The organism is Micromonospora sp. WMMD1155 (assembly GCF_029581275.1).
Lineage (GTDB): Bacteria > Actinomycetota > Actinomycetes > Mycobacteriales > Micromonosporaceae > Micromonospora.
Window position 1 is genome coordinate 3,673,454 of sequence record NZ_CP120742.1, and the last position, 23,445, is coordinate 3,696,898.

The following is a 23,445-nucleotide window of genomic DNA, read 5'->3' on the forward strand; positions in this document are numbered from 1 at the left end:
GTGCCCGGTCAAGCCGGCCGGCCACCATCGACAGGGGTCTACTGCTCGGCCCAGACCCCCAGCTCGTTGCCGCTGGGGTCGGTGAAGTGGAACCGCCGGCCACCGGGGAAGTCGTACGGCCCGTCGACCACCTGGCCACCGGCGTCCTTGACCGCCTGCACCGACCGGTCGAGGTCGGCCGAGAAGAGCAGCACCAGCGGACCGCCGGCGCGTACGGCGTCGTCCAGGCGTAGACCGCCGACCTCGGAGTCACCCTGCGGGCTGCGGATGCCCGCGTACCCCGGGCCGTAGTCGTTGAACTGCCAGCCGAACGCCTCGGTGTAGAAGCTCTTGGCCTCGGCGAGGTCTTTCACCGTGAACTCGACGTAGTCGATGGCGTGGTGCCGGTGCGGAGTCGTCTCAGACATGCTCGGCATTGTCCGACCCGGGTACGACGAATCCACGACATGCAACAAAAGGTTGCGTGATGGGGGTCCGTCGTCGTAGGTTGAGTGCAACCAAAGGTTGCGAAAGGGTGAGGGTATGGAACAGGGAACGATCGAACGCGATATCCACGTCGACGCGTCACCCGAGGTGGTCTTCGAGGTCGTCAGCCGACCGGAGCACATGCGGGAGTGGTGGCCGGACGACGCACGGTTCGAATCGGTCGCGGGCGCGCCCGGCGAGCTGGTCTGGCGCAACGCTGACACCGGCGAGACGACGACCGTCGCCCTCGCCGTGGTCGAGGTCGACCCGCCGAAACGATTCTCCTTCCGGTGGTGCTTCACCGACGAGGGCCGGAACGGGCAGGCGTTGCTCGTCACCTTCGACCTGGCGGCCAGCGGTGCGGGCACCCGGGTTCGCATGACCGAGACCGGGTTCCGCGAGATGGGCTGGGAGGTCGCCGTCCTGGAGGAGCAGTACCGCGACCACGAGAACGGCTGGGACCACTACCTGCCCAGGCTGGGCACGTACGTCGCGCGGCTGGTCGCCACCCCGTGAGTACGGCGGTCGACGACGAGCTGTGGTCCGCGATCGGCGACCCCACCCGTCGTACCATGATCGATCTTCTACTCGCCGACGGGCCGGGCACTGCGACGTCGCTGAGCAGGCGGCTGCCCGTCACCCGTCAGGCCGTCGCGAAACACCTGGCCGTCCTGGATCGGGTGGGGCTGATCCACGGCGAGCCGGCCGGCCGTGAGCGTCACTACCAGGTCGACGAGGCGCAGCTCGCCCGCGCGGTCGCCCAGCTGTCGGCGGTGGGCGCGACCTGGGACGCCCGTCTGCGCCGGATCAAGCGGATCGCCGAGGCGATCGAAAGCGACCGCCACCACGAGGGAGACTGACGTCCAGTTCAGCGCCCGGGACTGCGTTACGGCACCTCACTCACCGGAGGGTGCGAGGTCGACTCGGGTTCCTCGAAGTCGCGGCGACAACACAGCGACTTTCCGGAACCCGAGTCGATCACACCGCTACTCCGCCCGGTAGACGGAGATGTGCGACGGGCTGTCGGCCTGGAACGGTCGCCGCTGCCAGTCGGCGTACCGCTCGGTGAGCCGGAGCCCCGCCCGCTGCGCCATCGCGTCTATCTGGTGCGGCCAGGCGTACCGCATGGCGAACGGCTTCAGGTGCACACCAGCACTGTCGAAGGTGATGGTCTGCCTGATGAACCGCTGCGCCGGCCGGTCATACCTGTGCAGCCGGATCGTTGCGGAGTCCTCGGCCACGTCCCACACCTGCACCTGCTCGTCGGAGTCGAAGCTGCGCGGGTCGGGCACGAACGTCTCGATGACGAACGCGCCACCGGGTGACAGGACCCGGGCGACGTTACGGAAGCAGTCCGCCTGTCGCTCGGCGTCGACCAGGTTGAACAGCGTGTTGAAGACGAGGTACGCCAGCCGGAACTCACCCGGCACCGGTACGTCGGCCATGTCGGCGATGACCACCGGGATCCGGTCGCCGCCGGGCTTGGCCCGCAACTGGGCCACCATCTCCTCGGACGCCTCCACGCCGTGCACGGTGAGACCACGCTCGGCCAGTGGAAGCGCGACGCGGCCGGTGCCGATCGCCAGTTCGAGTACCGGACCACCGTCGGCCAGGTCGGCCAGGAAATCCACCGCCGGCATCGCGTCGGGGTTGCCCGGGCCGTCGTAGTCGGCGGCCCACAGCCGGCCGAAGAGGCCGGGATCGTCGAAGACCGACATCAGCGGCCTCCGCAGGTGGTGTCAGTGGCGCGCGGCGGCGCCGTGGTCGGGGGAACAGATCTGCTCACGAAGTCTCGATTCCTCGGTGCGATTGACGTCGGGTCGGAGGCACTTCGTCGTAGCGGGCATGGCGCTGCTCCCTTCGCGTGACAGTCGACCGAGGACACCAGAGACACTGCGGGCCCGGCAAGGCATTTACGCCGGCCGGGCCCGCAGCGGGACGTCAGGTCAGGAGATGTGGTGCAGGATCACGTTGTGCACGTGGTGACTCTTCTGCGCACCACGGAACTCCACCTCGTAGGTGTGCGTGCCGACGTGGATCGCGATCGACCCGGTGGAGAAGAACGACCCACCCCAGGACTTGTTGCTGACCACGCTCACGCTCGTGATCTTCGAGTACGGGATGCTGGTGATCGCGAACCGCTTCCCGACGAAGGACCGGTCCTGGATGATCACGCGGCGGTCGGTCAGCCCGATGAACCCGGTGCCCGTGCCGACGGCGTCGTAGACGGCGATGATCTGCTCACCGTCGAGGAGGCCACTCTCGATCTGCTGGACCTGCTCTTTGCGGTCGTACGCGATGTTCGCCATGCGTCCCAGGCTAGAAAACCGGTGCCAGCCCGCCGGCCCGGGCGAGGACCACGAACTCGCCGTCGCCGTGGCCGACGGGCTCGTGACGCCAACCGCCGTAGACACGATCCACCACGAAACCTGCCCTGGTCAGAGACTCACGCAGCTCCGCCTCGGTGCGGAACCGCAGGGTCGCCGAGCTGACCAACCGCTCGCCGTCGGCGAAGTGGTAGTGGTGGGTGAAGTCGACCACTCCGTCGCGTACCCCGGTGACAGCGGTCCACGCGCGGACCTCGCCGCCGCCCGGCAGGGTGATCAGCCGCCGCGAATCCACCGGGTTCCACAGCTCCCAGCGGCGGTCCGCCGGGTCGCGGGCGTCGAACACCAACCGGCCGCCGGGCACGAGCGCACGGCGCAGGTCGGCGAGGGTACGCGCCCACTCCGCGTCGTCCACGAAGAACTGCGCCACGTGGCTGGTCAGCACCGCCACGTCGAACACCCCGCTCGGCAGCACCGCCGAGGTGCCCTCGACCCAGGTCACCGACTCGCCACCGGGACGGGCGCGGGCGGCGGCCACTGACGCGCCGGCCGGGTCGACGCCGGTGACGGTGTGACCGGCGGCGGCGAGGGCGACGGTCAACCGGCCGGTGCCGCAGCCGAGGTCGAGCACCCGGGCCGCCGGAGTCTCACCCACCACCGCCCGGAAGAAGTCGTCGTCCGGCCCCCACCGGCACTCCGCGTCGTAGACCTCGACCAGGCGGGGATGCTGGAACTCGCCGTGCCTCACCGCGCGTTCGCGTCGGTCGCGGGTCTCAGGACTCGGTGACCGCGCGGTAGGCGTCCTCGATGCGGGCGGCCAGCAGGACCTCGCCCTCGGTCAGCGGCTCGCCGTTGCCGTGCCCGACCCGGATCTGGGTGCTGTCGGACCGTCGACTGATCTCGGGGCGCAGGTGCAGCGCGTCCGCGACCACCTTGACTCGTTCAGTTAGCGCCGCGTGTTGGGTATCGTCGATCACGAGCGTCCGTCGGATCTGCTCCCCTTCGCGCGTCCAACCAGATAGCAAGGTCAACGCGTCGGCAAGGTAGTCGTGCTTCGACCTGCTGCTGAACAGCACGCGCATCACCGCACCCCCCAAGCGCCGTTGCCGGCTTGTGGCCAAATCGTCGCCATCCCGTGTCTTGTCGGTGTCCCCTAGTCTCTCCCCACGCGGGAGGGGTGTCCACGCCCACACTTCCGTGTTCTATTGGCCTAGCGGACGGTTCCGGTACCCAAACCGCCGATTGATCTGGCACCCTGGACGCCCGTGCGGACCGAACGGGCTAATGATGGCGGGCAGGCCGAACGACGCGACCTGAAGGTGATCGTCGGTGCGGCGATAATCCGGGACGGGCGGGTGCTCGCCTGCGCGCGTTCCGCGCCGCCGGAGGTGGCGGGGATGTGGGAGTTCCCCGGCGGAAAGGTCGAGCCGGGGGAGTCCGAGGTCGACGCCCTGGTCCGGGAGTGCGTCGAGGAGCTGGCCGTACGCGTGGAGATCGGCGACCGGGTCGGCCGGGACGTGCGGATGGCACACGGCCGTTCGGTGCTCAAGGTGTACGCGGCCCGCCTGCTCGACGGCGACGAGCCGCAGGCCCTGGAGCACGAGGGGTTGCGCTGGCTGACCGCCGACGAGCTGGACTCGGTCACCTGGCTCCCCGCCGACGCCCCCATCGTCGCAGCCCTCCGCCCCCTCCTCGAAACTCCCTAACCCAGCCTGCTCCCTGGCCTCAGCCCCGACCCTTCCCCTTCGGTGATCATGAAGTTACCGCCAGGCTGACCGCGGCGTGTCGCAGCAACAACTTCATGATCAACGCCCGAATGGGGGTGGGGGTGGGTGGGAACGGGACGGGGGCCGCGGCAACAGCCGCGGCCCCCGTCTGGTTCGGGTGGTCAGTGCTTGTCCTGGTCCGGGTGGGCGAAGTTGAGGTGCTCCGGAGGCAGCGGGAACGTCACGTCGTCACCGAACGGCGACGGCGCGGCGGGCCGGTCGAACGTGAGCTCGGTCAGCGGCAGCTTGCCCCGGTCGTCCACCGCCGGAGCGGTCGGGTGGGGCACCTCCCGGTCCCAGTTGACGCCGCTCTGCGCCTGCGCCTCAGCCCGCGAGTCGTGGGAACCACCCGCGTGCGAGTGCAGCCCACCGTGGGCCGAACCCGGCGTCGCAGAGCCCTGACGGGCGGTGGTCACGCTGGTCTGGGGCGTCTCGCCCCGACGGAAGATCTTGCTACCAAGCCACACAAGGGGATCGTACCTGCGGTCGACGACCCGTTCCTTCATGGGGATGATCCCGTTGTCAGTGATCTTGATGTGCTCGGGGCAGACCTCGGTGCAGCACTTGGTGATGTTGCAGAAACCGAGGCCCTGTTCGGCCTGCGCGTACTCCTTGCGGTCGGTCCGGGTGTCCAGCGGGTGCATGTCCAGCTCGGCCGCCCGGATGAAGTACCGGGGGCCGGAGAACGCCTGCTTGTTCTCCTCGTGATCGCGGATCACGTGGCAGACCGTCTGGCACAGGAAGCACTCGATGCACTTTCGGAACTCCTGCGAGCGTTCCACGTCGACCTGCTGCATCCGGTAGTCACCCGGTGCCACGTCGGCCGGCGGGGCGAAGGCCGGAGTCTCCCGTGCCTTCTCGTAGTTGAACGAGACGTCGGTGACCAGGTCCCGGATGACCGGGAAGGTACGCAGCGGGGTGACCGTGACCGTCTCGTCGTCGCCGAAGGTCGACATCCGGGTCATGCAGCCCAGTCGCGGCTTGCCGTTGATCTCCATGGAGCAGGAGCCGCACTTGCCGGCCTTGCAGTTCCACCGGCAGGCCAGGTCGGGTGCGTCGGTGGCCTGCAGACGGTGGATGACGTCGAGGACGACCTCGCCCTCGTTCACCTCCACCATGTAGTCCTGCAGGTCCCCGCCGGTCTCGTCGCCCCGCCAGATCCGGAACTGACGCTTCGCGCTCATCGGTTGTCCGCCTCTCCAGCGTCGGCGACGAGGGCGTCGAAGTCGGCCAGCTCCTCGTCGGTGAGGTACTTGGCCAGCTCCGCACGGTCGAAGAGGCCGATCAGCTCCGGCCGCATCTTCGGCAGCGGCTTACGGGTCAGCCGTACGCTGTCGCCGTCCAGCGAGCAGACCAGGTTCACCTGCCGCCACTTCGGCTCCATCGCCGGGTAGTCCTCCCGGGTGTGCCCGCCGCGCGACTCCTGCCGCTCCAGCGCCGCCTTCGCGGTGCACTCCGAGACCACGAGCATGTTGCGCAGGTCCAGGGCCAGATGCCAGCCCGGGTTGTAGCGTCGCCCACCGGCCGCGCTCACCTTGGCGACCCGCTCGCGCAGCTCGGCCAGCCGCACCAGGGCGTCGGCCAGCTCACCCTCCCGCCGGATGATGCCGACCAAATCCCCCATGACCGCCTGGAGGTCCTGCTGAAGGGTGTACGGGTTCTCGCCGGTGTCACGCTGCAGCGGAGCGAGCGCGGTCTCCACGGCTGCCTCGACCGCGTCCACGGCCACCTTCGGCCGGGCGGTCAGCCCGTCGGCGTAACTGGCCGCGTGGCCGCCCGCCCGCTTGCCGAAGACCAGCAGGTCGGACAGGGAGTTGCCGCCCAGCCGGTTGGAGCCGTGCATGCCGCCGGACACCTCACCGGCGGCGAACAGCCCGCGTACGTGGCCGAAGGCGGCACCCGAGTCCGGGTCCACCTCGACGCCGCCCATGACGTAGTGACAGGTCGGCCCCACCTCCATCGCCTCGGCGGTGATGTCGACGTCGGCCAGCTCCTTGAACTGGTGGTACATCGACGGCAGTCGCCGACGGATCTCGTCGGCCGAACGCCGGCTCGCGATGTCCAGGAAGACACCGCCGGCGGGGGAGCCCCGACCGGCCTTGACCTCACTGTTGATCGCGCGGGCCACCTCGTCGCGGGGCAGCAGCTCCGGCGGACGCCGGTTGTTGTCCGGGTCGGTGTACCAGCGGTCCGCCTCCTCCTCGGTCTCCGCGTACTGCTTGCGGAAGACGTCGGGGACGTAGTCGAACATGAACCGCTTGCCCTCGGAGTTCTTCAGGACACCACCGTCGCCACGGACCGACTCGGTGACCAGAATGCCCTTCACCGAGGGCGGCCAGACCATGCCGGTCGGGTGGAACTGGAGGAACTCCATGTTGATCAGCGTTGCCCCGGCGCGCAGCGCCAACGCGTGCCCGTCGCCGGTGTACTCCCACGAGTTCGAGGTGACCTTGTAGGAACGCCCGACACCGCCGGTCGCCAGCACCACGGCCGGCGCCTCGAAGAGGATGAACTCGCCCGACTCGCGGTAGTAGCCGAACGCGCCGGCGACCCGGTCACCGTCGAGCAGCAGCTCGGTGATCGTGGTCTCGGAGAACACCTTGATCCGAGCGTCGTACGAGCCGAACTCCCGCTGGTCCTCCTGCTGCAGCGAGACGATCTTCTGCTGGAGGGTGCGGATCAGCTCCAGACCGGTCCGGTCGCCCACGTGCGCCAGACGCGGGTACTCGTGGCCACCGAAGTTGCGCTGCGAGATCTTGCCGTCCTTGGTGCGGTCGAAGAGCGCACCGTACGTCTCCAACTCCCAGATCCGCTGCGGCGACTCCTTCGCGTGCAGCTCGGCCATCCGGAAGTTGTTGAGGAACTTGCCGCCGCGCATGGTGTCGCGGAAGTGCACCTGCCAGTTGTCCCGGCTGTTCACGTTGCCCATCGCCGCGGCCGCGCCGCCCTCGGCCATCACCGTGTGCGCCTTGCCGAACAGCGACTTGGAGATGATCGCGGTCTTCTTGCCGGCGAGCCGGGCCTCGATGGCGGCACGCAGACCGGCGCCGCCGGCCCCGATGACGACGACGTCGTAGTGGTGTCGTTCGATGCGAGTGGTAGTGGTCATGTCAGGGGCCCTTTAGTTGATGAACCGCAGGTCGGAGAACCAGTCGGCAGCGACCGCCATGATGTAGAAGTCGGCCAGCGCCAGGGTGCCGAGGGTGATCCAGGCGAGCTGCATGTGCCGGACGTTCAGTGCCGAGACGAACGTCCAGGCCCGGTACCGCACCGGGTGCTTGGAGAAGTGCTTCAACCGGCCGCCGATGATGTGCCGGCAGGAGTGGCAGGAGATGGTGTACGCCCAGAGCATCACCACGTTGAGCACCAGGATGATGTTGCCCAGCCCGAAGCCGAAGCCCTTGGGGGAGTGGAACGCGAGGATCGCGTCCCAGGTGTTGATCAGCGAGATGATCGCGGCGGCGTAGAAGAAGTAGCGGTGCAGGTTCTGACCGAGCAGCGGGAAACGGGTCTCACCGCCGTACTCCTTGTGGCCGTCCGGCACGGCGCAGGCCGGCGGCGACAGCCAGAACGACCGGTAGTACGCCTTGCGGTAGTAGTAGCAGGTGAGCCGGAACAGCAGCAGGAACGGCAGGGTCAACGCGGCGTCCGGGATGATCCACCAGCCGGGCAGGAACCGCCCGAAGTGCGAGGCGCCCTCAATGCACCGCTCCGTGACGCAGGGCGAGTAGAACGGGGTCAGGTAGTGGTAATCCGGGACCCAGTAGAAGTCGTGCATGAAGACCCGGACCGTCGCGTACGCGACCCAGGCGCTGAGCCCGATCACGGTGATCAGCGGGGCGAACCACCAGCGGTCGGTACGCAACGTCTTCGCCGCGATGGCGGCGCGCGCCCGCGCCCCCCGCGGCCTCGTTGCCGTTGAAGTCATTCGAGTCGTCTCCTCGACGGGCCCGTACGGGCGGGCTGAGCTTTCACCGGTCGGCACGCGGACCGGAGAACCGCACCCGCTGCCACGTCCTGCGCACACAACGACCACGCCGGATCGACCGACGCAGCTAAGTGACACACGTTACGCCGATCTCTGCGAGCCGTCCGCGCAAGGGACCGTCCCGTGTGTCTGGCCTGCGGAAAAGACCCTCGATGCGGCGGTCGGTGCCGTATCGGCGAAGGTCAGCCGGAGGCGCCTCCGGTGAAGTGCCAGGACGCCAGCCGCACCGGCGGCGCCGTCCACCACGCACCGTCCACCCGATCCGGTTGGCGCACCGGCCGCGCGCCCAGCCCGAGCACCGCCCCCGGCCCGAGCGCCCGGGGGTACGACTCGGTGAACCGCAGGTCGCGTACCGCCCGCACGACGGTGCCGTCCTCGATCAACCAGACGCCGTTGCGGGTCAACCCGGTGACGACGAGGCTCTTCGGGTCGAGCACCCGCGTGTACCACAGGTCGCTGACCAGCAGACCCCGCCGCACACCGCTGACCAGTGCGGCCGTGTCCGCGTCGACGACCGCCCCGGCCGCCGCGCCGGTGGTGCTCCGGCCGTTCGCACCGGCCGGGCCCGCCGCCGCGCCGACCAGCCGCATGGTGCGCGCCATCGGCCCCCAGGTGGCGCCACCCGCGACCGCGTGCCCGGTGGACTGCGTACCCGCCTCCACGGCGGTCCGTCGGTCGTGCGCGACCGCCCGCGTGGTGCCCGCCTCGACCAGGGTCAACGCCCCACGGGGGGTGCCCTCCGCGTCGAACGGCAGGCCCGACGCGCCCAGCGGATCGTCCACCAGGGTCACCGCCCGGTCGAACTGGGCGACCCCCGGCTCGGCGAACGACTGCCGTTCGGCGTACCGCTTGCCGTTGAAGCCGAACCAGGACAGGTTCTGCAACAGGTCCGCCACCGCGGCCGGCTCGAACACCACCTCGTAGTGCCCCGGCGGCAGCTCCACCGGATCGGCCGCGGCCTGCGCCTTCGCCGCCGCGTGCGCCCCCAACGCGGCACCGTCGAGGTCGGAGAGCCGATCCGCGCTGCGTCGGGCCACCCCGTCCGCGCCGTCGCGGCGGGCGATGCCGTCCATCGCCGCCTCCGCCGAGCGGCCGTACGCGGTGTGCCCGGCCGAGTTCGCGAACCCCGACGACCGGTGCGCAGTACGGCAGTAGCCGGCCGTGCTCAGGCCCCCGGCGGCGGCCACGAACGCGCCCACCCGGTCGGCCCGTTGATCCGGCTCGGCGTACGCGGTCGCCTCGTCCACGGGCGGCGCGTCCGGCGTGGGCGTCGGCTCGGTCAGCCCCGGCCAACCCGGGTCGGGTGGGCAGAGACGGGCCGCGGCCAGTGTCCGCTCCACCAGCGCGCGCAGCCCGTCGGCGGTGACCACGCTGCCGCTGCCGGCGGCGGTCCGGCCGTCCACATGCAGCCGCAACCGGACACCGACAGTCGACTCCGCCACGTTCTGGTGGATGGCCGAGTTGGCGAACCGGGTCAGCGCCAGATCCGCCCGCGTCACCACCGCATCGGCCTGCGCCGCCGGCCCGCCGAGCTGCCGGACCAGTTCGACGACCTGCCCCGCCAGCTCCAACTCACTCCTCGCGCTCACGCGGTGCCGCCTTTCGTTCGCGACTGCGGGGCTCGCAAGACCGGCTCACTCCTCGCGCTCACTGAGCTCCCTTTCGTTCGCGACTGCGGGGCTCGCAACCCCGGCTCACTCCTCGCGCTCACGCGGAAACCCCCACCCGGACGTTGCGGAACCGGGCCGGCGCCGCCGGGTGGCCGGTGTGGCCGATCTGGCCGGGTTGGCCCTTCCCGCAGTTGGGCGTGCCCCAGGAGATCGTCTCGTTGGAGAGCATGTCCATCGAGCGCCAGAAGAGCGGGCCGATCCCCGTGTACGTGGGATTGCGCAGCATCCGCCCCCGCCGCCCCTTCTTGATCTCCCAGCCGACCTCGCAGCCGAACTGGAAGTTGAGCCGCTTGTCGTCGATCGACCAGGACCGGTTGAGGTCCATCAGAACGCCGTCGTCGGTCGCCGCGATGATCTCCTCCAGGGTGTGCGGGCCGGGTTCCAGGCCCACGTTCGTCATCCGCACCATCGGCAGGCGTGCCCACCCGTCGGCCCGTACGCTGCCGCCGTAGTCGAGGCCGGCCATCGCGGCGGAGTCCCGACCGGCGAGCACACCGACCCAGCGGCCGTCGCGAACCGCGTCCCGCTTGACCGCCGGGGAGCCCTCGTCGTCGAAGCCGAAGCTGCCCAGCGCGCCCGGGATCGTCGGATCGATGGTGATGTTCATCAGCTCCGAGCCGTAGCGCAGCGAGCCGAGCTGGGCCAGGTCCAACCAGGACGTGCCGGCGAACGCCGCCTCCCAGCCGAGGATGCGGTCCAGCTCGATGGCGTGCCCGACCGACTCGTGGATCTGCAGGGCCAACTGTTCGCCGCCGAGGATCAGATCCGTCTCACCGGCCGGGCAGAGCGGCGCGGTGAGCAGCGCCCGGGACTCGTCGGCGATCTGCGCGGCGTGCGCGGCCAGGTCGAGCGACTCGACCAACTCCCAACCGGTGGTGCCGTACTGCCCCCGGTAGCTCGGCCAGGACCGCCGCTGCGTCTCGCCGTCACCGATGGAGGTGGCGGAGATGCCGCCACCGCACTCGCGGATCCGCTGGTCGATCCGGTGGCCCTCACTGGAGACGAACCACTTCGCGGTGTCCCAGACCTGGTACAGGCCCTCGGCCAGGTCCGCACCGTGCTCGACCATCGCGCGGGTCGCGTCGACCAGCAGGTCGCCCTTGTCCGACAGTGGCACCCCGAGTGGGTCGATCTGGCAGCCGGACGCCCAGCTCGCGGTGACGGCCTCGGTGGGCACCAGGTCGACTGCCGGGCCCGGCACCCGCGCGCTCGCCATCGCGGTACGCGTCGCGCGCCGGCCGGCGTCGCGGGCGGCGGCGTCGGAGAGATCGGGTACGGCGTAGAAGCCCCAACTGGCGCCGACGAGCGCCCGGACGCCAAGCCCGATGCTCTCGTCCTGGGTCAGCTCCTCCACGTCACCGTTGCGGGCGGTCATCGACTCGTAGCGGCGATGCATCACCCGTGCGTCGGCGTACCGCGCTCCCGCGTCGAGGGCGGCCTGGACGGCGGCGGTGGCCGCGTCGAACTCGGTCATGGGACCGACCCTAGGCCAGCCGACCGACACCCGTCAGGGGAGCAACTCCTCCGGCCGAATGGTGGCCTTCACCGGCTCAGTGAGCACCAGCTGATCGCCCGGTCTGGTTACGGACTGCTCGATGTAGTGACCGCCCCGCCGCCGGTACAGATGCATGGTGCCGCTCTCCTGCTCCACCAGGAGGTACCACTCGATGCCGGCGGCAGCGTAGTAGTGCATCTTGAGCACTTTGTCAGTCGACGCGTTGCTCGGCGAGATGATCTCGCAAACTAGCCGCACGTCACCTGCCTCGACGTTGAGTTCGTCGAAGTCGATCGGGCCGGTGATAACAAGATCAGGGATCGGGATCCGGCCGGGCCTGAGGCGGACGTTCACCGCTTCCAAGACGTGTAGGCCGGCCTCGCGAACCGGGGCTCGTAGCATCGCGCGTAGTTCGCCGGAGATGTTCTGGTGTCGGGGGGTGGGGGCTGGGGTCACGTGGAGGCTCCCGTCGAAGAGTTCGACGCGTTGCTGCGTCTCGCCGAGGGCGAGGTACTCCTCTTCGGTCCACGGGCCTTCATGGTTGAACACCGCCGCGGTCATCGTCACCTCCACCTCGTGCCACGGACATCCTTTGCTGGCTGCTCGCCCAATGATCGCACTTGACGTGCGATCGGAGCCATGAACGGGCGTGGATGGCGAGGTGACGGGGATGCGGGGCCGATGCCGACTCGTTACGCTCGGGCCCGCTGACACGTGCCGACTTTGTAGCTTATTTTCACCCTCGGGACTTTGTTGTAAGTTCTCTTCGTCACTGAGGGAGGTTGCCGTGGACAGCTCGGATCCGGCGCCGTCCGGGAAGCCGGACGACCATCCCGCCGTGCCGACGCAGCGCGGCAGCGAGGACGCCTACCTGCGGGTCAGTGACCTGCGCGTCCGGTTCGACACCTCGGACGGCGTGGTGCGCGCGGTCGACGGGGTGTCGTTCGCCGTCGAGCGGGGTCGCACCCTCGGCATCGTCGGTGAGTCCGGCTCCGGCAAGAGCGTCACCTCGCTGGCCATCCTCGGCCTGCACGACCCCAAGCGGGCCACCATCACCGGTGAGATCTCCGTCGGCGGCCGACAGGTGGTCGGCCTGCCCGACGAGGAGGTACGCCGGCTGCGTGGCCGGGACATGGCGATGATCTTCCAGGATCCGCTGTCGGCGCTGCACCCCTACTACACGGTGGGTCGACAGATCGCCGAGGCGTACCGGGTGCATCACCCGAAGGCCAACCGCCGCGAGGCCCGCAAGCGGGCTGTCGACATGCTGGACCGGGTCGGCATCCCGCAGGCGGGCCGCCGCTTCGACCAGTACCCGCACGAGTTCTCCGGCGGCATGCGGCAACGGGCGATGATCGCGATGTCGCTGGTCAACGACCCTGCACTGCTGATCGCCGACGAGCCGACCACGGCGCTGGACGTCACCGTGCAGGCGCAGATCCTGGACCTGCTCGCCGACCTCCAGGCCGAGTTCCACTCCGCGATCATCCTGATCACCCACGACCTCGGCGTGGTCGGCCAGGTCGCCGACGACGTGCTGGTGATGTACGGCGGTCGTGCCGTCGAACGGGGCAGCGTCGAGCAGGTGCTCCGCTCGCCGCAGCATCCGTACACCTGGGGGTTGCTCTCCAGCGTGCCGTCGCTGCACGGCGACGCGGACGCGGACCTGGTGCCGATCCCCGGCAACCCGCCGAGCCTGATCAACCTGCCGTCCGGCTGCGCGTTCCACCCGCGTTGCCGGTATGCGGACCGCGCCGGCAGCCGATCCCGCACCGAGACGCCCGAGCTGCGTCCGGCGGGCGGCGACGGGCACCTGGTCGCCTGCCACCTGGGCGCCGAGGAGCGCGCCGCGTTCTACGCCGAGGACGTCGCACGAGTGGGGGTGGCTGTGTGAGGACCGTGGAGGTGACCGACGAACCGTTGTTGCGGGTGCGCGGCCTGACCAAGCATTTCCCGGTACGACAGGGGCTGCGCGACACCGGCCTGGTGCGGGCGGTGGACGGGCTCGACTTCGACGTGCGCCCCGGCGAGACGCTCGGGCTGGTGGGGGAGTCGGGCTGCGGCAAGACCACCACCGGCCGGATGCTGGTGCGGTTGCTGGAGCCGACGAGCGGCAGCATCGAGTTCGCCGGGCGGGACATCACGCACGCCGGTCGCCGAGAGTTGCGCCCACTGCGTCAGGAACTCCAGATCATCTTTCAGGACCCGTACGCGTCGCTGAACCCCCGGCACACCGTCGGCCGGATCGTGGCGATGCCGTTGCAGGTCAACGGCATCAGACCGCCGGGCGGGGTCAAGGCCCGGGTCCAGGAGTTGCTGGAGCTGGTCGGGTTGAACCCGGAGCACTACAACCGGTACCCGCACGAGTTCTCCGGCGGTCAACGCCAGCGCATCGGCATCGCCCGGGCGCTGGCCCTGCGGCCCAAACTGATCGTCGCGGACGAGCCGGTGAGCGCGCTGGACGTCTCGATCCAGGCGCAGGTCGTCAACCTGCTGCGTGACCTGCAACGGGAGCTGGGTCTGGCGTTCGTGTTCATCGCGCACGACCTGGCCGTGGTCCGGCACTTCTGCCAGCGGGTCGCGGTCATGTACCTGGGCCGGATCGTGGAGATCGGCGATCGGGAGGACATCTACGAGCGCCCGCAGCACCCGTACACCAGGGCTCTGCTCTCGGCGATCCCGGACGTCACCCGGCTCGGCCCAGCGGGCCGCATCCGGTTGACCGGTGACGTGCCGACGCCGCTCGACCCGCCGTCGGGCTGCCGGTTCCGTACCCGCTGCTGGAAGGCGCAGGACCTCTGCGCCACCGAGGATCCGGCGTTGGTCCCGCGCGACGGCGGCCGGCAGTCCACCGCGTGTCACTTCCCCGAAGGGGAACCGGCCGGCACGAGCCCGGAAGGGGAACCGGCCGGCACGAGCCCGGTAGGGGAACCGGCCGGCACGAGCCCCGAAGGGGGACCGGCCGGCACGCGCCCGGAAGCGGCCGGGTCGACCAGCCCGACCGTCGAGGAGGTGTCGTCGTGAGCCTCTCCCCGGTGGAGGGTGTGGCGCTGGCCGAGATCGAGTCCGGCACGGACGCGGGCGGACCCGCCGAGAAGGGCGTCGTCGGCCGTTCACCCGGTCAACTCGCCTGGCTGCGGCTGCGCCGTGACCGCACGGCCGTGGTCAGCGGCGTACTCCTGGTGTTCTTCATGGTGTTGGGGTTGTCCGCCCCGCTGATCGAGATGGTCTACGGGATCGGCCCGCGCGAGCAGTTCCAGCAGTTGCTGGACGGCTCCGGCATGCCGCTGGGGTACGCCGGTGGTGTCACCGGGGAGCACTGGTTCGGTCTGGAGCCGGGGCTGGGTCGGGACATCTTCATCCGGCTGGTCTACGGGCTGCGCACGTCGTTGTTCATCGCTCTCGCCGCCGCGTTGATCACCGCGACGATCGGCGTCGCGCTCGGCGCGCTCGCCGGTTACCTCGGTGGCTGGCTCGACGCGGTGGTCAACTGGATCACCGACCTGACCCTGGCGATGCCCTTCCTGATCATCGCGTTGGCGCTCACCCCCACCATCACGCTGCGCTTCTACGGCGAGCGGGGGCAGGTGTCGTCGGCCTTCGGGGTGGGCGTGCTGATCGCCGTCTTCGCGATCTTCGGCTGGACCAGCACCGCCCGGCTGGTGCGGGGGCAGGTGATCGCGCTGCGTGAGCGGGAGTTCGTGGAGGCGGCCAAGGCCAGCGGCGCCGGGTTGGGGCACATGCTCTTCCGGCAGCTGCTGCCGAACATCTGGGCGCCGATCCTGGTGTCGTTCTCCCTGGCGGTGCCGCAGTTCATCACCAGCGAGGCAGCGCTCTCCTTCATCGGCGTCGGGCTCAGCGACGAGACACCGAGCTTCGGCCGAATGATCTACCGCAGTCTGGACTACCTGCAGACCGACCCGGCGTACGTGTTCTTCCCGGGCATCGTGATCTTCGCGCTGGTGTTCGCCTTCAACCTCTTCGGCGACGCGTTGCGGGACGCGCTCGACCCGAAGTCGTCCCGGTAGGGGGTACCCGATGGCGCGATTTCTGCTCAAGCGACTGTTCTCGGCCACGCTGACGCTCTTCGCGGTGAGCGTGCTGACCTTCCTGATGTTCTTCGCCCTGCCGCGTGATCCGGTGAGCAGCATCTGCTCGAAGAACTGCAACCCGGAGCGGTTGGAGCGGGTCCGCGACGACCTGGGCCTGAACGACCCGCTGATCAGCCAGTACGCCGGCTACATGAAGGGCATCGTCACCGGTCGGGACCTGGGCAGCGCCCAGGGCGGCCGGTGCGACGCGCCCTGCCTGGGCTGGTCGTACGTCACCAACGAGGCGGTCTCGGACACCATCGCCCGGGTGTTGCCGGTGACGCTGAGCATCGTGATCCCGGCGGCGATCCTGTGGTTGCTACTGGGGGTCGGGCTGGGCATGGTGTCCGCGCTGCGGCGGGGCACCTGGTTGGACCGGGCCGCCATCGGCTTCTCGTTGACCGGTGCCTCGTTGCAGCTCTACTTCGTGGGCGCGGTGCTGTTGCTGGTCTTCGTCTACAACCTGCGGTGGCTGCCGGTGCCGAGCTACACCTCCCTCTTCGACAACCCGGCGAAGTGGGCCAGTGGGCTGGTGCTCGCCTGGGTGGCGTTGGCCTTCCTCTTCTCGGCCATCTACGCCCGGCTGTCGCGGGCGCAGATGTTGGAGACGCTGTCGGAGGACTTCGTCCGGACCGCGCGGGCCAAGGGCCTGGCCAAACCGAAGGTGTACGGGCGACACGCGCTGCGCGCGGCGATCACCCCGGTGGTGACGATCGCGGGGCTGGACGTGGGCGGGGCGCTGGGCGGCACGGTGATCACCGAGACGACGTTCGGCATCCAGGGGCTGGGGCGTACGGCGGTGGACGCGGTGCGCTCGGGTGACCTACCCACGATCATGGCCACCGTGCTGATCGCGGCCGTCTTCGTGGTCCTGGCGAACGTGCTGGTGGACCTGCTCTACGCGGCCATCGATCCGCGGGTACGGCTGCGGTGACCGATGGCGAAACTTATCGACAACTGTTACACAACTCGTAGGTTTTCTTCCTTACGATCCTCGGGACGTCGGTGGTTCTCGCCCCGACGAGACCGCACGGCACACGGCTGAAGGGGGTATTTCATGCGACCACGCGTGGCGGTTGCCGCAGGCGGCGCGATCGCTCTGGTGGTGGCACTGGGTGCGTGCTCGAAGAACACGGGCGAGGGCACCACGGTGGACACCAACCGGACGCAGACCGGGGTCATCTCGACCGACCCCAAGGACTCGCAGGGGCCCGCGGCCGAGGTGAGCGGGGCGCAGAAGGGTGGCACCTTCACCGTCATCCGCGAGTCGCCGATCTCCCACCTCGACCCGCAGCGGACGTACTCGTTCGCCGGTCTGATGGCCAACCCGCTCTGGTCCCGCTACCTGACCACCTGGAAGGACGACGGCAAGGGCGGCCTGGTCCTGGTCGGTGACCTGGCCGAGACCCCGGGCAAGAACGTCAACAACGACTGCAAGGTCTGGGAATTCACCATCAAGGACGGGGTGAAGTTCGAGGACGGCCGGCCGATCACCTCCAAGGAGATCGCGTACGGCATCGCCCGGTCCTTCGACCCCGACCTCTCCGGTGGCCCGACCTACATCCAGGAGTGGCTGGCCGACACCGCGCAGTTCGACACCAAGTGGGACTTCAAGAAGAACAAGACGTCGCTCCCGCCCGGCCTGAGCACGCCGGACGCCAAGACGCTGCGCTTCGAGTTCGCCAAGCCCCGCTGTGACCTGCCGTTCGCGGCCTCACTGCCGACGACCGCGCCGCTGCCCGCCGACAAGGACACCGGCATCGACGTGGACAAGCAGCCGTTCTCGTCCGGCCCGTACAAGATCGCCAAGAACCAGGTCGGCGTACAGCTCACCCTGGACCGCAACCCCAACTGGGACCCGGCCACCGACCCGGTGCGGCACCAGTACCCGGACCAGTTCGTCTGGACCTTCGGCCCGACCGCGGACGCCGCCAACAACCGGGTGATCGCCGACAACGGCGCCGACCAGAGCGCGCTCGCCTTCAACACCGTGCCCGCCTCGCTGGTCGCCAAGGTGGCCGGTGACCCCGCGCTCAAGTCGCGCAGCATCCTCTCCCCGACGCCGAGCGCCAACCAGCTCGTCATCAACAACCAGCGGGTGACCGACCTCAAGATCCGCCAGGCGCTCAACTACGCCATCGACCGCGAAGGCATGATCAAGGCGCTCGGCGGCCAGAACGTCGCCGCGCCGCTGACCACGCTGATGCCGCCGGCCACCATCGGCTACCAGGCGTACGAGGCGTACCCGGCCGGTCCCAACGGCAACGTCGACAAGGCCAAGGAACTGCTCGGCGGCAAGACCCCGGAGCTGGTGCTGGGTGTCGCCGACAACTCCACGGAGCAGCAGCAGGGCGCGCAGCTCAAGGCCAACCTGGAGCGGGCCGGCTTCAAGATCACGGTGCGGAACATCTCCGACGACGCCAAGCTCGACGAGATCAAGAAGAAGGACAACCCGTGGGACCTGTACATCGGTAACTGGGCGGCCGACTGGCCCAGCGGGGCGTCGATCCTGCCGGTGCTCTACGACGGCCGCACCATCAAGGCCGAGGGCAACAGCAACCAGTCCTACTTCAACGACCCGGCGATCAACGCCGAGATGGACCGCATCCTGGCCCTCGCCCCCGCCGACCAGGGCCCGGAGTGGGCCAAGCTCGACGAGCGGATCATGAAGGAGTACGCGCCGGTGGTGCCGATGTACGTCGACGTGGCGTACAACGTGCACGGGTCCAAGGCCGGCGGGATCTTCATCTCCAGCGTCTTCGGCTACCCGTCGTTCGTGAACGCGCACGTCAAGCCGTAGTCGTATTGCAGGCAGGCCGGGCCCCCTTCCGACAGCGTCGTCGGAAGGGGGCCCTCGCCGTCCGTCCTTCGAGCGCGAGCGCTGTTCGGCCGGCCCGGGATGGGTGGTACTGCACGCTTCCTTTCGAGCTGATGTCGTAGACGATTCAGTCGTTGGAGCATCCTCGACCCGGCGTGCCGACGGCCCAGCCTCACGCCTGCACCTCGCAGTGCGGCCACGGCCCTACGCGCGCGGTTGAGGGGAACATTCGTCCAAGCCGGCGGCACGGCAGGGCAGCGACAGTGACTTCATGACGGCATCGCCAGCCCCCGGCAAACAGGTCGACGAGGTCGACCCGCGCGCGCCCGACCAGCAACCGCGTGGACGTCACGCCCGTCGGCGACGGCGCGTCATCGCCTCGACGACACTGCTCACGGTCGTCGGACTGCTCCTCGCCAACGCGGCATCGGTGAACTGGCAGGCCGCGCCTGCCACCGGAGACACGATCCTGCAGCTCGACGGCGGCGACATCAACGTCAGCCAGGACGGACCCCGCGACGCCCCGGTACTCGTGCTGATCCACGGGCTCGGCGCCTCGACCGAGTGGTGGAAGTCGATCGTCCCGACGCTGGCAGCGTCCCATCGTGTCATCCGAATCGACCTGCTCGGACATGGCCGATCCGCGAAACCGACCGGCGGCGGCTATGCCGTGTCGCAGCAAGGACGCCGCGTCGGGCAGGCACTGGACCAGCTCGGCGTCGAACAGGCCATCGTGATCGGCCACTCCACCGGCGGCTACGTCGCCACCGCGCTCGCCGAACACCGCGGCGACCTGGTGACCGCGCTCGCGCTCGTCAACACGGGACCGCACCTGGACGCCTTCATCTCGGACGGGCCGGTCGGCAAGCTCGTCTTCGTCCCCGTGCTGGGTCAACTCCTGTGGCGACTTCGGACCGATGGGATTCTGCGCCGGGGCTTGAGCACCGCGTTCGCGCCCGGCTTCCCCGTCCCGCAGCAGCTCGTCGACGACACGCGTGGCATGACCTACCACGGGCTCACGGCGGCATCGCGGGCGTCCGAGGACTATCTGACCCAGCGACACCTTCCGGATCGGCTCACGAGCCTCGGCAAGCCACTGCTGGTCATCTTCGGTGAGCTCGACCAGAGGTGGCGATCGTCGTCGGCGGCCGCGTACCGCGGCGTTGCGGGTGCGACAGTCGAGCTGATGCCCGGTGTCGGTCACTCACCCATGCTCGAAGATCCTGCGCAGACGGCCGGACTTCTTTCCGACTTCTTCAACTCCGTGCCGGGCGGCCGGTGAGTCGAACGAGAACCGCGACCACGTGCGGCCGTGCGGGGTGCCCTGGTGCTCGTGGATCCATGCGATGGGCCGCGCGCATCCTCAGAGCTCGGGCGACCGGATCGGTCGGCGCGAAAGGCTGGTGCGCATAGGGTCGTCCCGACCCGGTGACGAGGGGTCGTTCGTACGGAGGCGGGGGATGACGACACTGTTCCTGACGGTGGGGCTCCCATGCACCGGGAAGACCACTGCTGCTCGGCGTATCGAGGTCGAGCGGAAGGCTCTTCGTCTGACGAAGGACGAGTGGGTGAAGGCTCTCTACGGGCCGGAGAATCCGCCGTCGGCCCAGGACGTGATCGAAGGAAGGCTCATCGAGATCGGGCTGCGGTCCCTCGAACTCGGCACCAACGTCGTGATCGACTACGGCCTGTGGAGTCGGAACGAGCGCACTGCGCTGCGGCAGGCAGCAGCGGACGTCGGCGCGACGGTGGAGTTGCACTACTTCGCACTCACCCCGGCCGAGCAGCGCAGACGGCTCGATCAGCGCCAAGCGGAAGCGCCGCACACGACGTGGCCGATGTCCGACGACGAACTCGCCGAGTGGGCTGCGAACTTCGAGGTCCCGACGCCGGGCGAACTCGACGGCAGCGAAGCCATCGACGACCCGCCGGCTGGGTTCGCGACGTGGAACCAGTGGCGTACGCACCGCTGGCCGCCGTCGGTCTCCGACCAGGGCACCAGCGGTCTGTGACCGGAGGTGTGTCCGGTGCCGGGCAGCGACTCGACTCGTCGGCGCTTGCCTCATCGGTCGGTCCCGATAGGCGCTGCGGCTACCGCGCCTCGGCTGTTCGCCCCTTGACCTCGCCGGATCGAACTGTTTGGCTGCCTCCGCGATGACCTTGAAAACCCCTCAATCGAACGGGGATAGTCATGTCCTTCATTGACGCAGTCAAGTCGGTTCTCAGTAAGTACGTCGGCTTCACGGGCCGCGCCCGCCGGTCCGAGTACTGGTGGTTCGCCTTGTTCACAGTCCTGGTCAGCATCGTCGCGTCCATCCTGGATGGTGCGCTGGGACTGGACTTCGAGGGCTCCACCACCGGTTTGATCGGCCTCGTCGCCTCCCTGGCGCTGCTGCTGCCTTCGCTGGCGGTCGGGGTGCGACGCCTGCACGACACCGACCGCACGGGATGGTGGTTGCTGATCGCTCTGGTGCCGCTCGTGGGCTTCATCGTCCTCATCGTGTTCTTCGTGTTGGACAGCACGCCGGGCACGAACCGTTTCGGCCCCAACCCGAAGGGCTGAGCGCCGACAACACGTTCCAGGAGTGGGCAGGCCGGCCCCCTTTCCGACAGGGTTGTCGGCAGGGGGGCCGCGTCCCGGGGATCGGACTGAGGCCGGATCCCGGCTACAGCAGATGGGTCCGGAGGAACTCCAGCTCCAGTGGAAGCAGACGCTCGGCGGTGCCGTTCGCGGCCATGTGGGTGGCGCCGGTCAGCGGCAGCACGGCGTGCGGGCGACCGGTGCTCAGCAGGGCCGCCGACAGCCGGAGCGTGTGCGCGGCCACCACGTTGTCGTCGGCCAGACCGTGCACCAGCAGCAACGGGCGGGCCTGGTCCGGGCCGGTGACCGGCTCGGCGGCCAACTCGACGAGCGAGTGGTGCGCGTAGACGTCCATGCCGTCCTCCGGCAACCCCAGATAACGCTCGGTGTACGCGGTGTCGTACAGCGCCCAGTCGGTCACCGGCGCGCCGGCGATGCCGCAGCGGAACAGCTCCGGGTGGCGCAGCACCGCCAACCCGGCCAGCCAGCCGCCGAACGACCAGCCGCGCACCCCCACCCGGCTCAGGTCCAGGTCCGGGTGCTTGCCGGCGAGTGCGGTCAGCGCGTCGATCTGGTCGGTGAGGATCACGTCGGCGACCCGGCGGTGGATCGCCTTCTCGAACGAGGGGGCCACTCCCGGCGTACCCCGGTTGTCGATGGTGACCACCGCGAACCCGGCGTCGGCCCACCACTGCCGCTCCAACCACGCGGCCCGCGCCGCCACGACCTCCTGGTGCCCCGGCCCGCCGTAGATGTCCAGCAGCACCGGCAACCGTCGACCCGTCACGTGGTTGTCCGGGTAGAGCACCGCCGCCGGCAGCCGCCGGTCGGTCACCCGTTCCAGCAGCGGCAGCGGAGCATACGGCGGGTTGGCGGCGAACGACCGCAGCTCGGCCAGCTCCTGGTCACCGCGCCGCACCGTCCAGTGCACCCCGGCGTGGTCCAGTGACGCGACACCGACCGCCAGCACGTCCCCGCCGACCGCGGCGGTGTACCAGCCGGAGTCGGTGGTGAGTCGCCGCGCGTCCACCCCACCGCCGATGGTGGTGCGGATCCGGAACAGGTGACGCTCGCTAGGCTCGCCGTCGCTCGCCTCGACCAGCAGGTCCGCCGGGCCGGAGGCGGCCGGCAGCCGACCGACCACCCGGCGTACGTACAGCGACGGCGGGGTGAGCAGGGTGCCGTCGGCGAACAAGCACCGTGCGTCGTACCCGTCATGGGCCAACTCCCCGCCGACCAGCACCCGGCCGTCCGGCAGGTGCGCCGGGGTGCCGGCGATCGGCTCGACCCAACGCGGGTCGGCCAGCTCCGCGTGCACCTGCGTCTCCCCCGTGCGGGGGTCCACCGCCAACACCAGCCCGTGCTGCTGTGAGCGGCGCAGCACGGTGATCAACGGGCTGCCCTCGCCCCAGCTGACCCCGGTGAGGTACGGGTAGGTCTCCCGGTCCCAGTGCACGTCGACCCAGCCGTCGTCCAGGTCGAGCAGGTGCAGGCTGACCTCGGCGTTCGGCCCACCGGCTCGGGGGTACGCGACGGCCGTCGGTGGGCTGGCCGGTTGGGCCGGGTCGTGCAGGTGCCAGCGTTCCAGGCGAGACTCGTCGACCCGGGCGGCGAGCACCGACCGACCGTCCGGAGCCCACCAGTAGCCCCGGTACCTGCCGAACTCCTCAGCCGCGATGTGCTCGGCCAAGCCCCAGCTCACCCCGGCGTCCTCGCCGGCCAGCAGGGTGTCGGTCCCGTCCGGGTCGATCACCCGCAGTTCGCCCCGGCGCACACCCTCGGCCGCGTCGGTCACGTACGCCAGCCGCTGCCCGGTCGGGTCCGGACGCGGGTCCAGCACCGGGCCGACGGCGGCCACCTCCACCACGTCACCGTGCACCAGGTCAGCCCGGAACAACCGCCCGGCCAGCGCGAACACGGCGACCCGGCCGGCGGCGTCCAGTGCGTACGAGCCGATGCCGGCGGCACTGAGCCGCAGCCGTTCCCGCAGGGCGCGTTCGCCGGGGGAGAGGGACCTGACGTCCCCGTCCTCGCCGAGCAGCGTCGCCGGGTCGGCGACCAGGCGCTCCTCGGCGGTGGCCACGTCCAGCATCCAGAGCGCGTCCGCGGGATCCTCCGGCCCGGCGGAGCGCAGGAAGATCACCCGGGAGCCGTCCTCGGCCACCGAGACAGCGCGTGGCGCGCCGTGGCTGAACCGGTGGGTGCGGGCGGCCAGCTCCGGAAAGTCCACAGACCAAATCGTAG

23 protein-coding genes are annotated in these 23,445 nt (G+C 69.7%); 11 read left to right on the forward strand and 12 right to left on the reverse strand.

The genetic code is table 11. From position 1 onward, the window contains the following. Nucleotides 1-38 precede the first annotated feature (38 nt). Entirely contained in the window at nucleotides 39-407 is a 369-nt protein-coding gene (locus O7617_RS16835) for a VOC family protein (protein WP_282256744.1), read from the reverse strand. Between the two features lie 115 nt (nucleotides 408-522). Between O7617_RS16835 and O7617_RS16840 the strand changes: the two genes are divergently transcribed. Next, nucleotides 523-981, forward strand: a complete 459-nt coding sequence (locus O7617_RS16840; protein ID WP_282256745.1) for an SRPBCC domain-containing protein — start codon at nucleotides 523-525, stop codon at nucleotides 979-981. Next, nucleotides 978-1,325 carry a metalloregulator ArsR/SmtB family transcription factor gene (locus O7617_RS16845; protein WP_282256746.1) on the forward strand — a complete coding sequence of 116 codons (348 nt, stop codon included), beginning with the start codon at nucleotides 978-980 and terminating at the stop codon, nucleotides 1,323-1,325. The genes O7617_RS16840 and O7617_RS16845 overlap by 4 nt, the downstream gene beginning before the upstream one ends. A gap of 126 nt (nucleotides 1,326-1,451) precedes the next feature. On the opposite strand, the gene O7617_RS16850 is transcribed toward O7617_RS16845, so the two are convergent. From O7617_RS16850 to O7617_RS16865, 4 genes are all read right to left on the reverse strand, one after another. Further along, nucleotides 1,452-2,183, reverse strand: a complete 732-nt coding sequence (locus O7617_RS16850; RefSeq protein ID WP_282256747.1) for a class I SAM-dependent methyltransferase — start codon at nucleotides 2,181-2,183, stop codon at nucleotides 1,452-1,454. A gap of 228 nt (nucleotides 2,184-2,411) precedes the next feature. Then, nucleotides 2,412-2,774 (reverse strand): PH domain-containing protein, encoded by a 363-nt coding sequence (locus tag O7617_RS16855; protein ID WP_282256748.1) that lies wholly within the window; start codon nucleotides 2,772-2,774, stop codon nucleotides 2,412-2,414. Between the two features lie 10 nt (nucleotides 2,775-2,784). Beyond that, nucleotides 2,785-3,540 (reverse strand): class I SAM-dependent methyltransferase, encoded by a 756-nt coding sequence (locus O7617_RS16860; protein ID WP_282256749.1) that lies wholly within the window; start codon nucleotides 3,538-3,540, stop codon nucleotides 2,785-2,787. Between the two features lie 25 nt (nucleotides 3,541-3,565). Beyond that, complete coding sequence (locus O7617_RS16865; protein ID WP_088991390.1) at nucleotides 3,566-3,874, reverse strand: 4a-hydroxytetrahydrobiopterin dehydratase; 309 nt, start codon at nucleotides 3,872-3,874, stop codon at nucleotides 3,566-3,568. Nucleotides 3,875-4,057: 183 nt separating this feature from the next. On the opposite strand from O7617_RS16865, the gene O7617_RS16870 reads away from it, so the two are divergent. Next, entirely contained in the window at nucleotides 4,058-4,498 is a 441-nt protein-coding gene (locus O7617_RS16870) for a (deoxy)nucleoside triphosphate pyrophosphohydrolase (RefSeq protein ID WP_282256750.1), read from the forward strand. Between the two features lie 182 nt (nucleotides 4,499-4,680). Here the strand turns inward: O7617_RS16870 and O7617_RS16875 are convergent, their stop codons facing one another. The 6 genes from O7617_RS16875 to O7617_RS16900 form a co-directional block, all read right to left on the reverse strand. After that, a complete protein-coding gene (locus O7617_RS16875) occupies nucleotides 4,681-5,742 on the reverse strand; it encodes a succinate dehydrogenase/fumarate reductase iron-sulfur subunit (protein ID WP_282256751.1) in 1,062 nt (353 codons plus the stop codon). Continuing rightward, complete coding sequence (locus O7617_RS16880) at nucleotides 5,739-7,667, reverse strand: fumarate reductase/succinate dehydrogenase flavoprotein subunit (RefSeq protein WP_282256752.1); 1,929 nt, start codon at nucleotides 7,665-7,667, stop codon at nucleotides 5,739-5,741. The genes O7617_RS16875 and O7617_RS16880 overlap by 4 nt, the downstream gene beginning before the upstream one ends. A 12-nt stretch (nucleotides 7,668-7,679) precedes the next feature. Beyond that, on the reverse strand, nucleotides 7,680-8,486 hold the full coding sequence (locus O7617_RS16885) for a hypothetical protein (protein WP_282256753.1): 807 nt from the start codon (nucleotides 8,484-8,486) through the stop codon (nucleotides 7,680-7,682). A gap of 242 nt (nucleotides 8,487-8,728) precedes the next feature. Then, a complete protein-coding gene (locus tag O7617_RS16890; protein WP_282256754.1) occupies nucleotides 8,729-10,135 on the reverse strand; it encodes a metallopeptidase TldD-related protein in 1,407 nt (468 codons plus the stop codon). A 118-nt stretch (nucleotides 10,136-10,253) separates the two neighbouring features. Then, nucleotides 10,254-11,690 (reverse strand): TldD/PmbA family protein, encoded by a 1,437-nt coding sequence (locus tag O7617_RS16895; RefSeq protein ID WP_282256755.1) that lies wholly within the window; start codon nucleotides 11,688-11,690, stop codon nucleotides 10,254-10,256. A gap of 33 nt (nucleotides 11,691-11,723) precedes the next feature. Further along, nucleotides 11,724-12,272: a Uma2 family endonuclease gene (locus O7617_RS16900; protein ID WP_282256756.1), complete on the reverse strand. Its 549-nt coding sequence runs from the start codon at nucleotides 12,270-12,272 to the stop codon at nucleotides 11,724-11,726. A gap of 277 nt (nucleotides 12,273-12,549) precedes the next feature. Between O7617_RS16900 and O7617_RS16905 the strand changes: the two genes are divergently transcribed. The 8 genes from O7617_RS16905 (at nucleotide 12,550) to O7617_RS16940 (ending at nucleotide 21,183) form a co-directional block, all read left to right on the forward strand. After that, nucleotides 12,550-13,605, forward strand: coding sequence for an ABC transporter ATP-binding protein (locus O7617_RS16905; protein ID WP_282264762.1), 1,056 nt, complete (start codon nucleotides 12,550-12,552; stop codon nucleotides 13,603-13,605). Nucleotides 13,606-13,616: 11 nt separating this feature from the next. Continuing rightward, the gene (locus O7617_RS16910; RefSeq protein ID WP_282256757.1) at nucleotides 13,617-14,735 is read left to right on the forward strand and encodes a dipeptide ABC transporter ATP-binding protein; all 1,119 of its coding nucleotides are present in this window, start codon (nucleotides 13,617-13,619) and stop codon (nucleotides 14,733-14,735) included. Continuing rightward, entirely contained in the window at nucleotides 14,732-15,739 is a 1,008-nt protein-coding gene (locus O7617_RS16915) for an ABC transporter permease (RefSeq protein WP_282256758.1), read from the forward strand. The genes O7617_RS16910 and O7617_RS16915 overlap by 4 nt, the downstream gene beginning before the upstream one ends. A 10-nt stretch (nucleotides 15,740-15,749) precedes the next feature. Beyond that, a complete protein-coding gene (locus O7617_RS16920) occupies nucleotides 15,750-16,736 on the forward strand; it encodes an ABC transporter permease (protein WP_282256759.1) in 987 nt (328 codons plus the stop codon). A gap of 123 nt (nucleotides 16,737-16,859) precedes the next feature. Continuing rightward, nucleotides 16,860-18,602 (forward strand): ABC transporter substrate-binding protein, encoded by a 1,743-nt coding sequence (locus O7617_RS16925; RefSeq protein ID WP_282256760.1) that lies wholly within the window; start codon nucleotides 16,860-16,862, stop codon nucleotides 18,600-18,602. Between the two features lie 289 nt (nucleotides 18,603-18,891). Continuing rightward, nucleotides 18,892-19,902 (forward strand): alpha/beta fold hydrolase, encoded by a 1,011-nt coding sequence (locus O7617_RS16930; protein ID WP_282256761.1) that lies wholly within the window; start codon nucleotides 18,892-18,894, stop codon nucleotides 19,900-19,902. Between the two features lie 178 nt (nucleotides 19,903-20,080). After that, on the forward strand, nucleotides 20,081-20,632 hold the full coding sequence (locus O7617_RS16935; protein ID WP_282256762.1) for an ATP-binding protein: 552 nt from the start codon (nucleotides 20,081-20,083) through the stop codon (nucleotides 20,630-20,632). A gap of 179 nt (nucleotides 20,633-20,811) precedes the next feature. Continuing rightward, complete coding sequence (locus O7617_RS16940; protein ID WP_282256763.1) at nucleotides 20,812-21,183, forward strand: DUF805 domain-containing protein; 372 nt, start codon at nucleotides 20,812-20,814, stop codon at nucleotides 21,181-21,183. A 103-nt stretch (nucleotides 21,184-21,286) separates the two neighbouring features. On the opposite strand, the gene O7617_RS16945 is transcribed toward O7617_RS16940, so the two are convergent. After that, a complete protein-coding gene (locus O7617_RS16945) occupies nucleotides 21,287-23,431 on the reverse strand; it encodes a prolyl oligopeptidase family serine peptidase (RefSeq protein ID WP_282256764.1) in 2,145 nt (714 codons plus the stop codon). Between the last annotated feature and the right edge of the window lie 14 nt (nucleotides 23,432-23,445).

What these genes read in the sequence shown, in the direction of transcription:
- O7617_RS16855 (WP_282256748.1), bottom strand. Translation starts at nt 2,774, where the DNA reads ATGGCGAACATCGCGTACGACCGCAAAGAGCAGGTCCAGCAGATCGAG.
- O7617_RS16900 (WP_282256756.1), bottom strand. Translation starts at nt 12,272, where the DNA reads ATGACCGCGGCGGTGTTCAACCATGAAGGCCCGTGGACCGAAGAGGAG.
- O7617_RS16930 (WP_282256761.1), top strand. Translation starts at nt 18,892, where the DNA reads ATGACGGCATCGCCAGCCCCCGGCAAACAGGTCGACGAGGTCGACCCG.
- O7617_RS16920 (WP_282256759.1), top strand. Translation starts at nt 15,750, where the DNA reads ATGGCGCGATTTCTGCTCAAGCGACTGTTCTCGGCCACGCTGACGCTC.
- O7617_RS16850 (WP_282256747.1), bottom strand. Translation starts at nt 2,183, where the DNA reads ATGTCGGTCTTCGACGATCCCGGCCTCTTCGGCCGGCTGTGGGCCGCC.
- O7617_RS16875 (WP_282256751.1), bottom strand. Translation starts at nt 5,742, where the DNA reads ATGAGCGCGAAGCGTCAGTTCCGGATCTGGCGGGGCGACGAGACCGGC.
- O7617_RS16835 (WP_282256744.1), bottom strand. Translation starts at nt 407, where the DNA reads ATGTCTGAGACGACTCCGCACCGGCACCACGCCATCGACTACGTCGAG.
- O7617_RS16925 (WP_282256760.1), top strand. Translation starts at nt 16,860, where the DNA reads ATGCGACCACGCGTGGCGGTTGCCGCAGGCGGCGCGATCGCTCTGGTG.
- O7617_RS16840 (WP_282256745.1), top strand. Translation starts at nt 523, where the DNA reads ATGGAACAGGGAACGATCGAACGCGATATCCACGTCGACGCGTCACCC.
- O7617_RS16865 (WP_088991390.1), bottom strand. Translation starts at nt 3,874, where the DNA reads ATGCGCGTGCTGTTCAGCAGCAGGTCGAAGCACGACTACCTTGCCGAC.
- O7617_RS16885 (WP_282256753.1), bottom strand. Translation starts at nt 8,486, where the DNA reads ATGACTTCAACGGCAACGAGGCCGCGGGGGGCGCGGGCGCGCGCCGCC.
- O7617_RS16880 (WP_282256752.1), bottom strand. Translation starts at nt 7,667, where the DNA reads ATGACCACTACCACTCGCATCGAACGACACCACTACGACGTCGTCGTC.
- O7617_RS16940 (WP_282256763.1), top strand. Translation starts at nt 20,812, where the DNA reads ATGTCCTTCATTGACGCAGTCAAGTCGGTTCTCAGTAAGTACGTCGGC.
- O7617_RS16895 (WP_282256755.1), bottom strand. Translation starts at nt 11,690, where the DNA reads ATGACCGAGTTCGACGCGGCCACCGCCGCCGTCCAGGCCGCCCTCGAC.
- O7617_RS16935 (WP_282256762.1), top strand. Translation starts at nt 20,081, where the DNA reads ATGACGACACTGTTCCTGACGGTGGGGCTCCCATGCACCGGGAAGACC.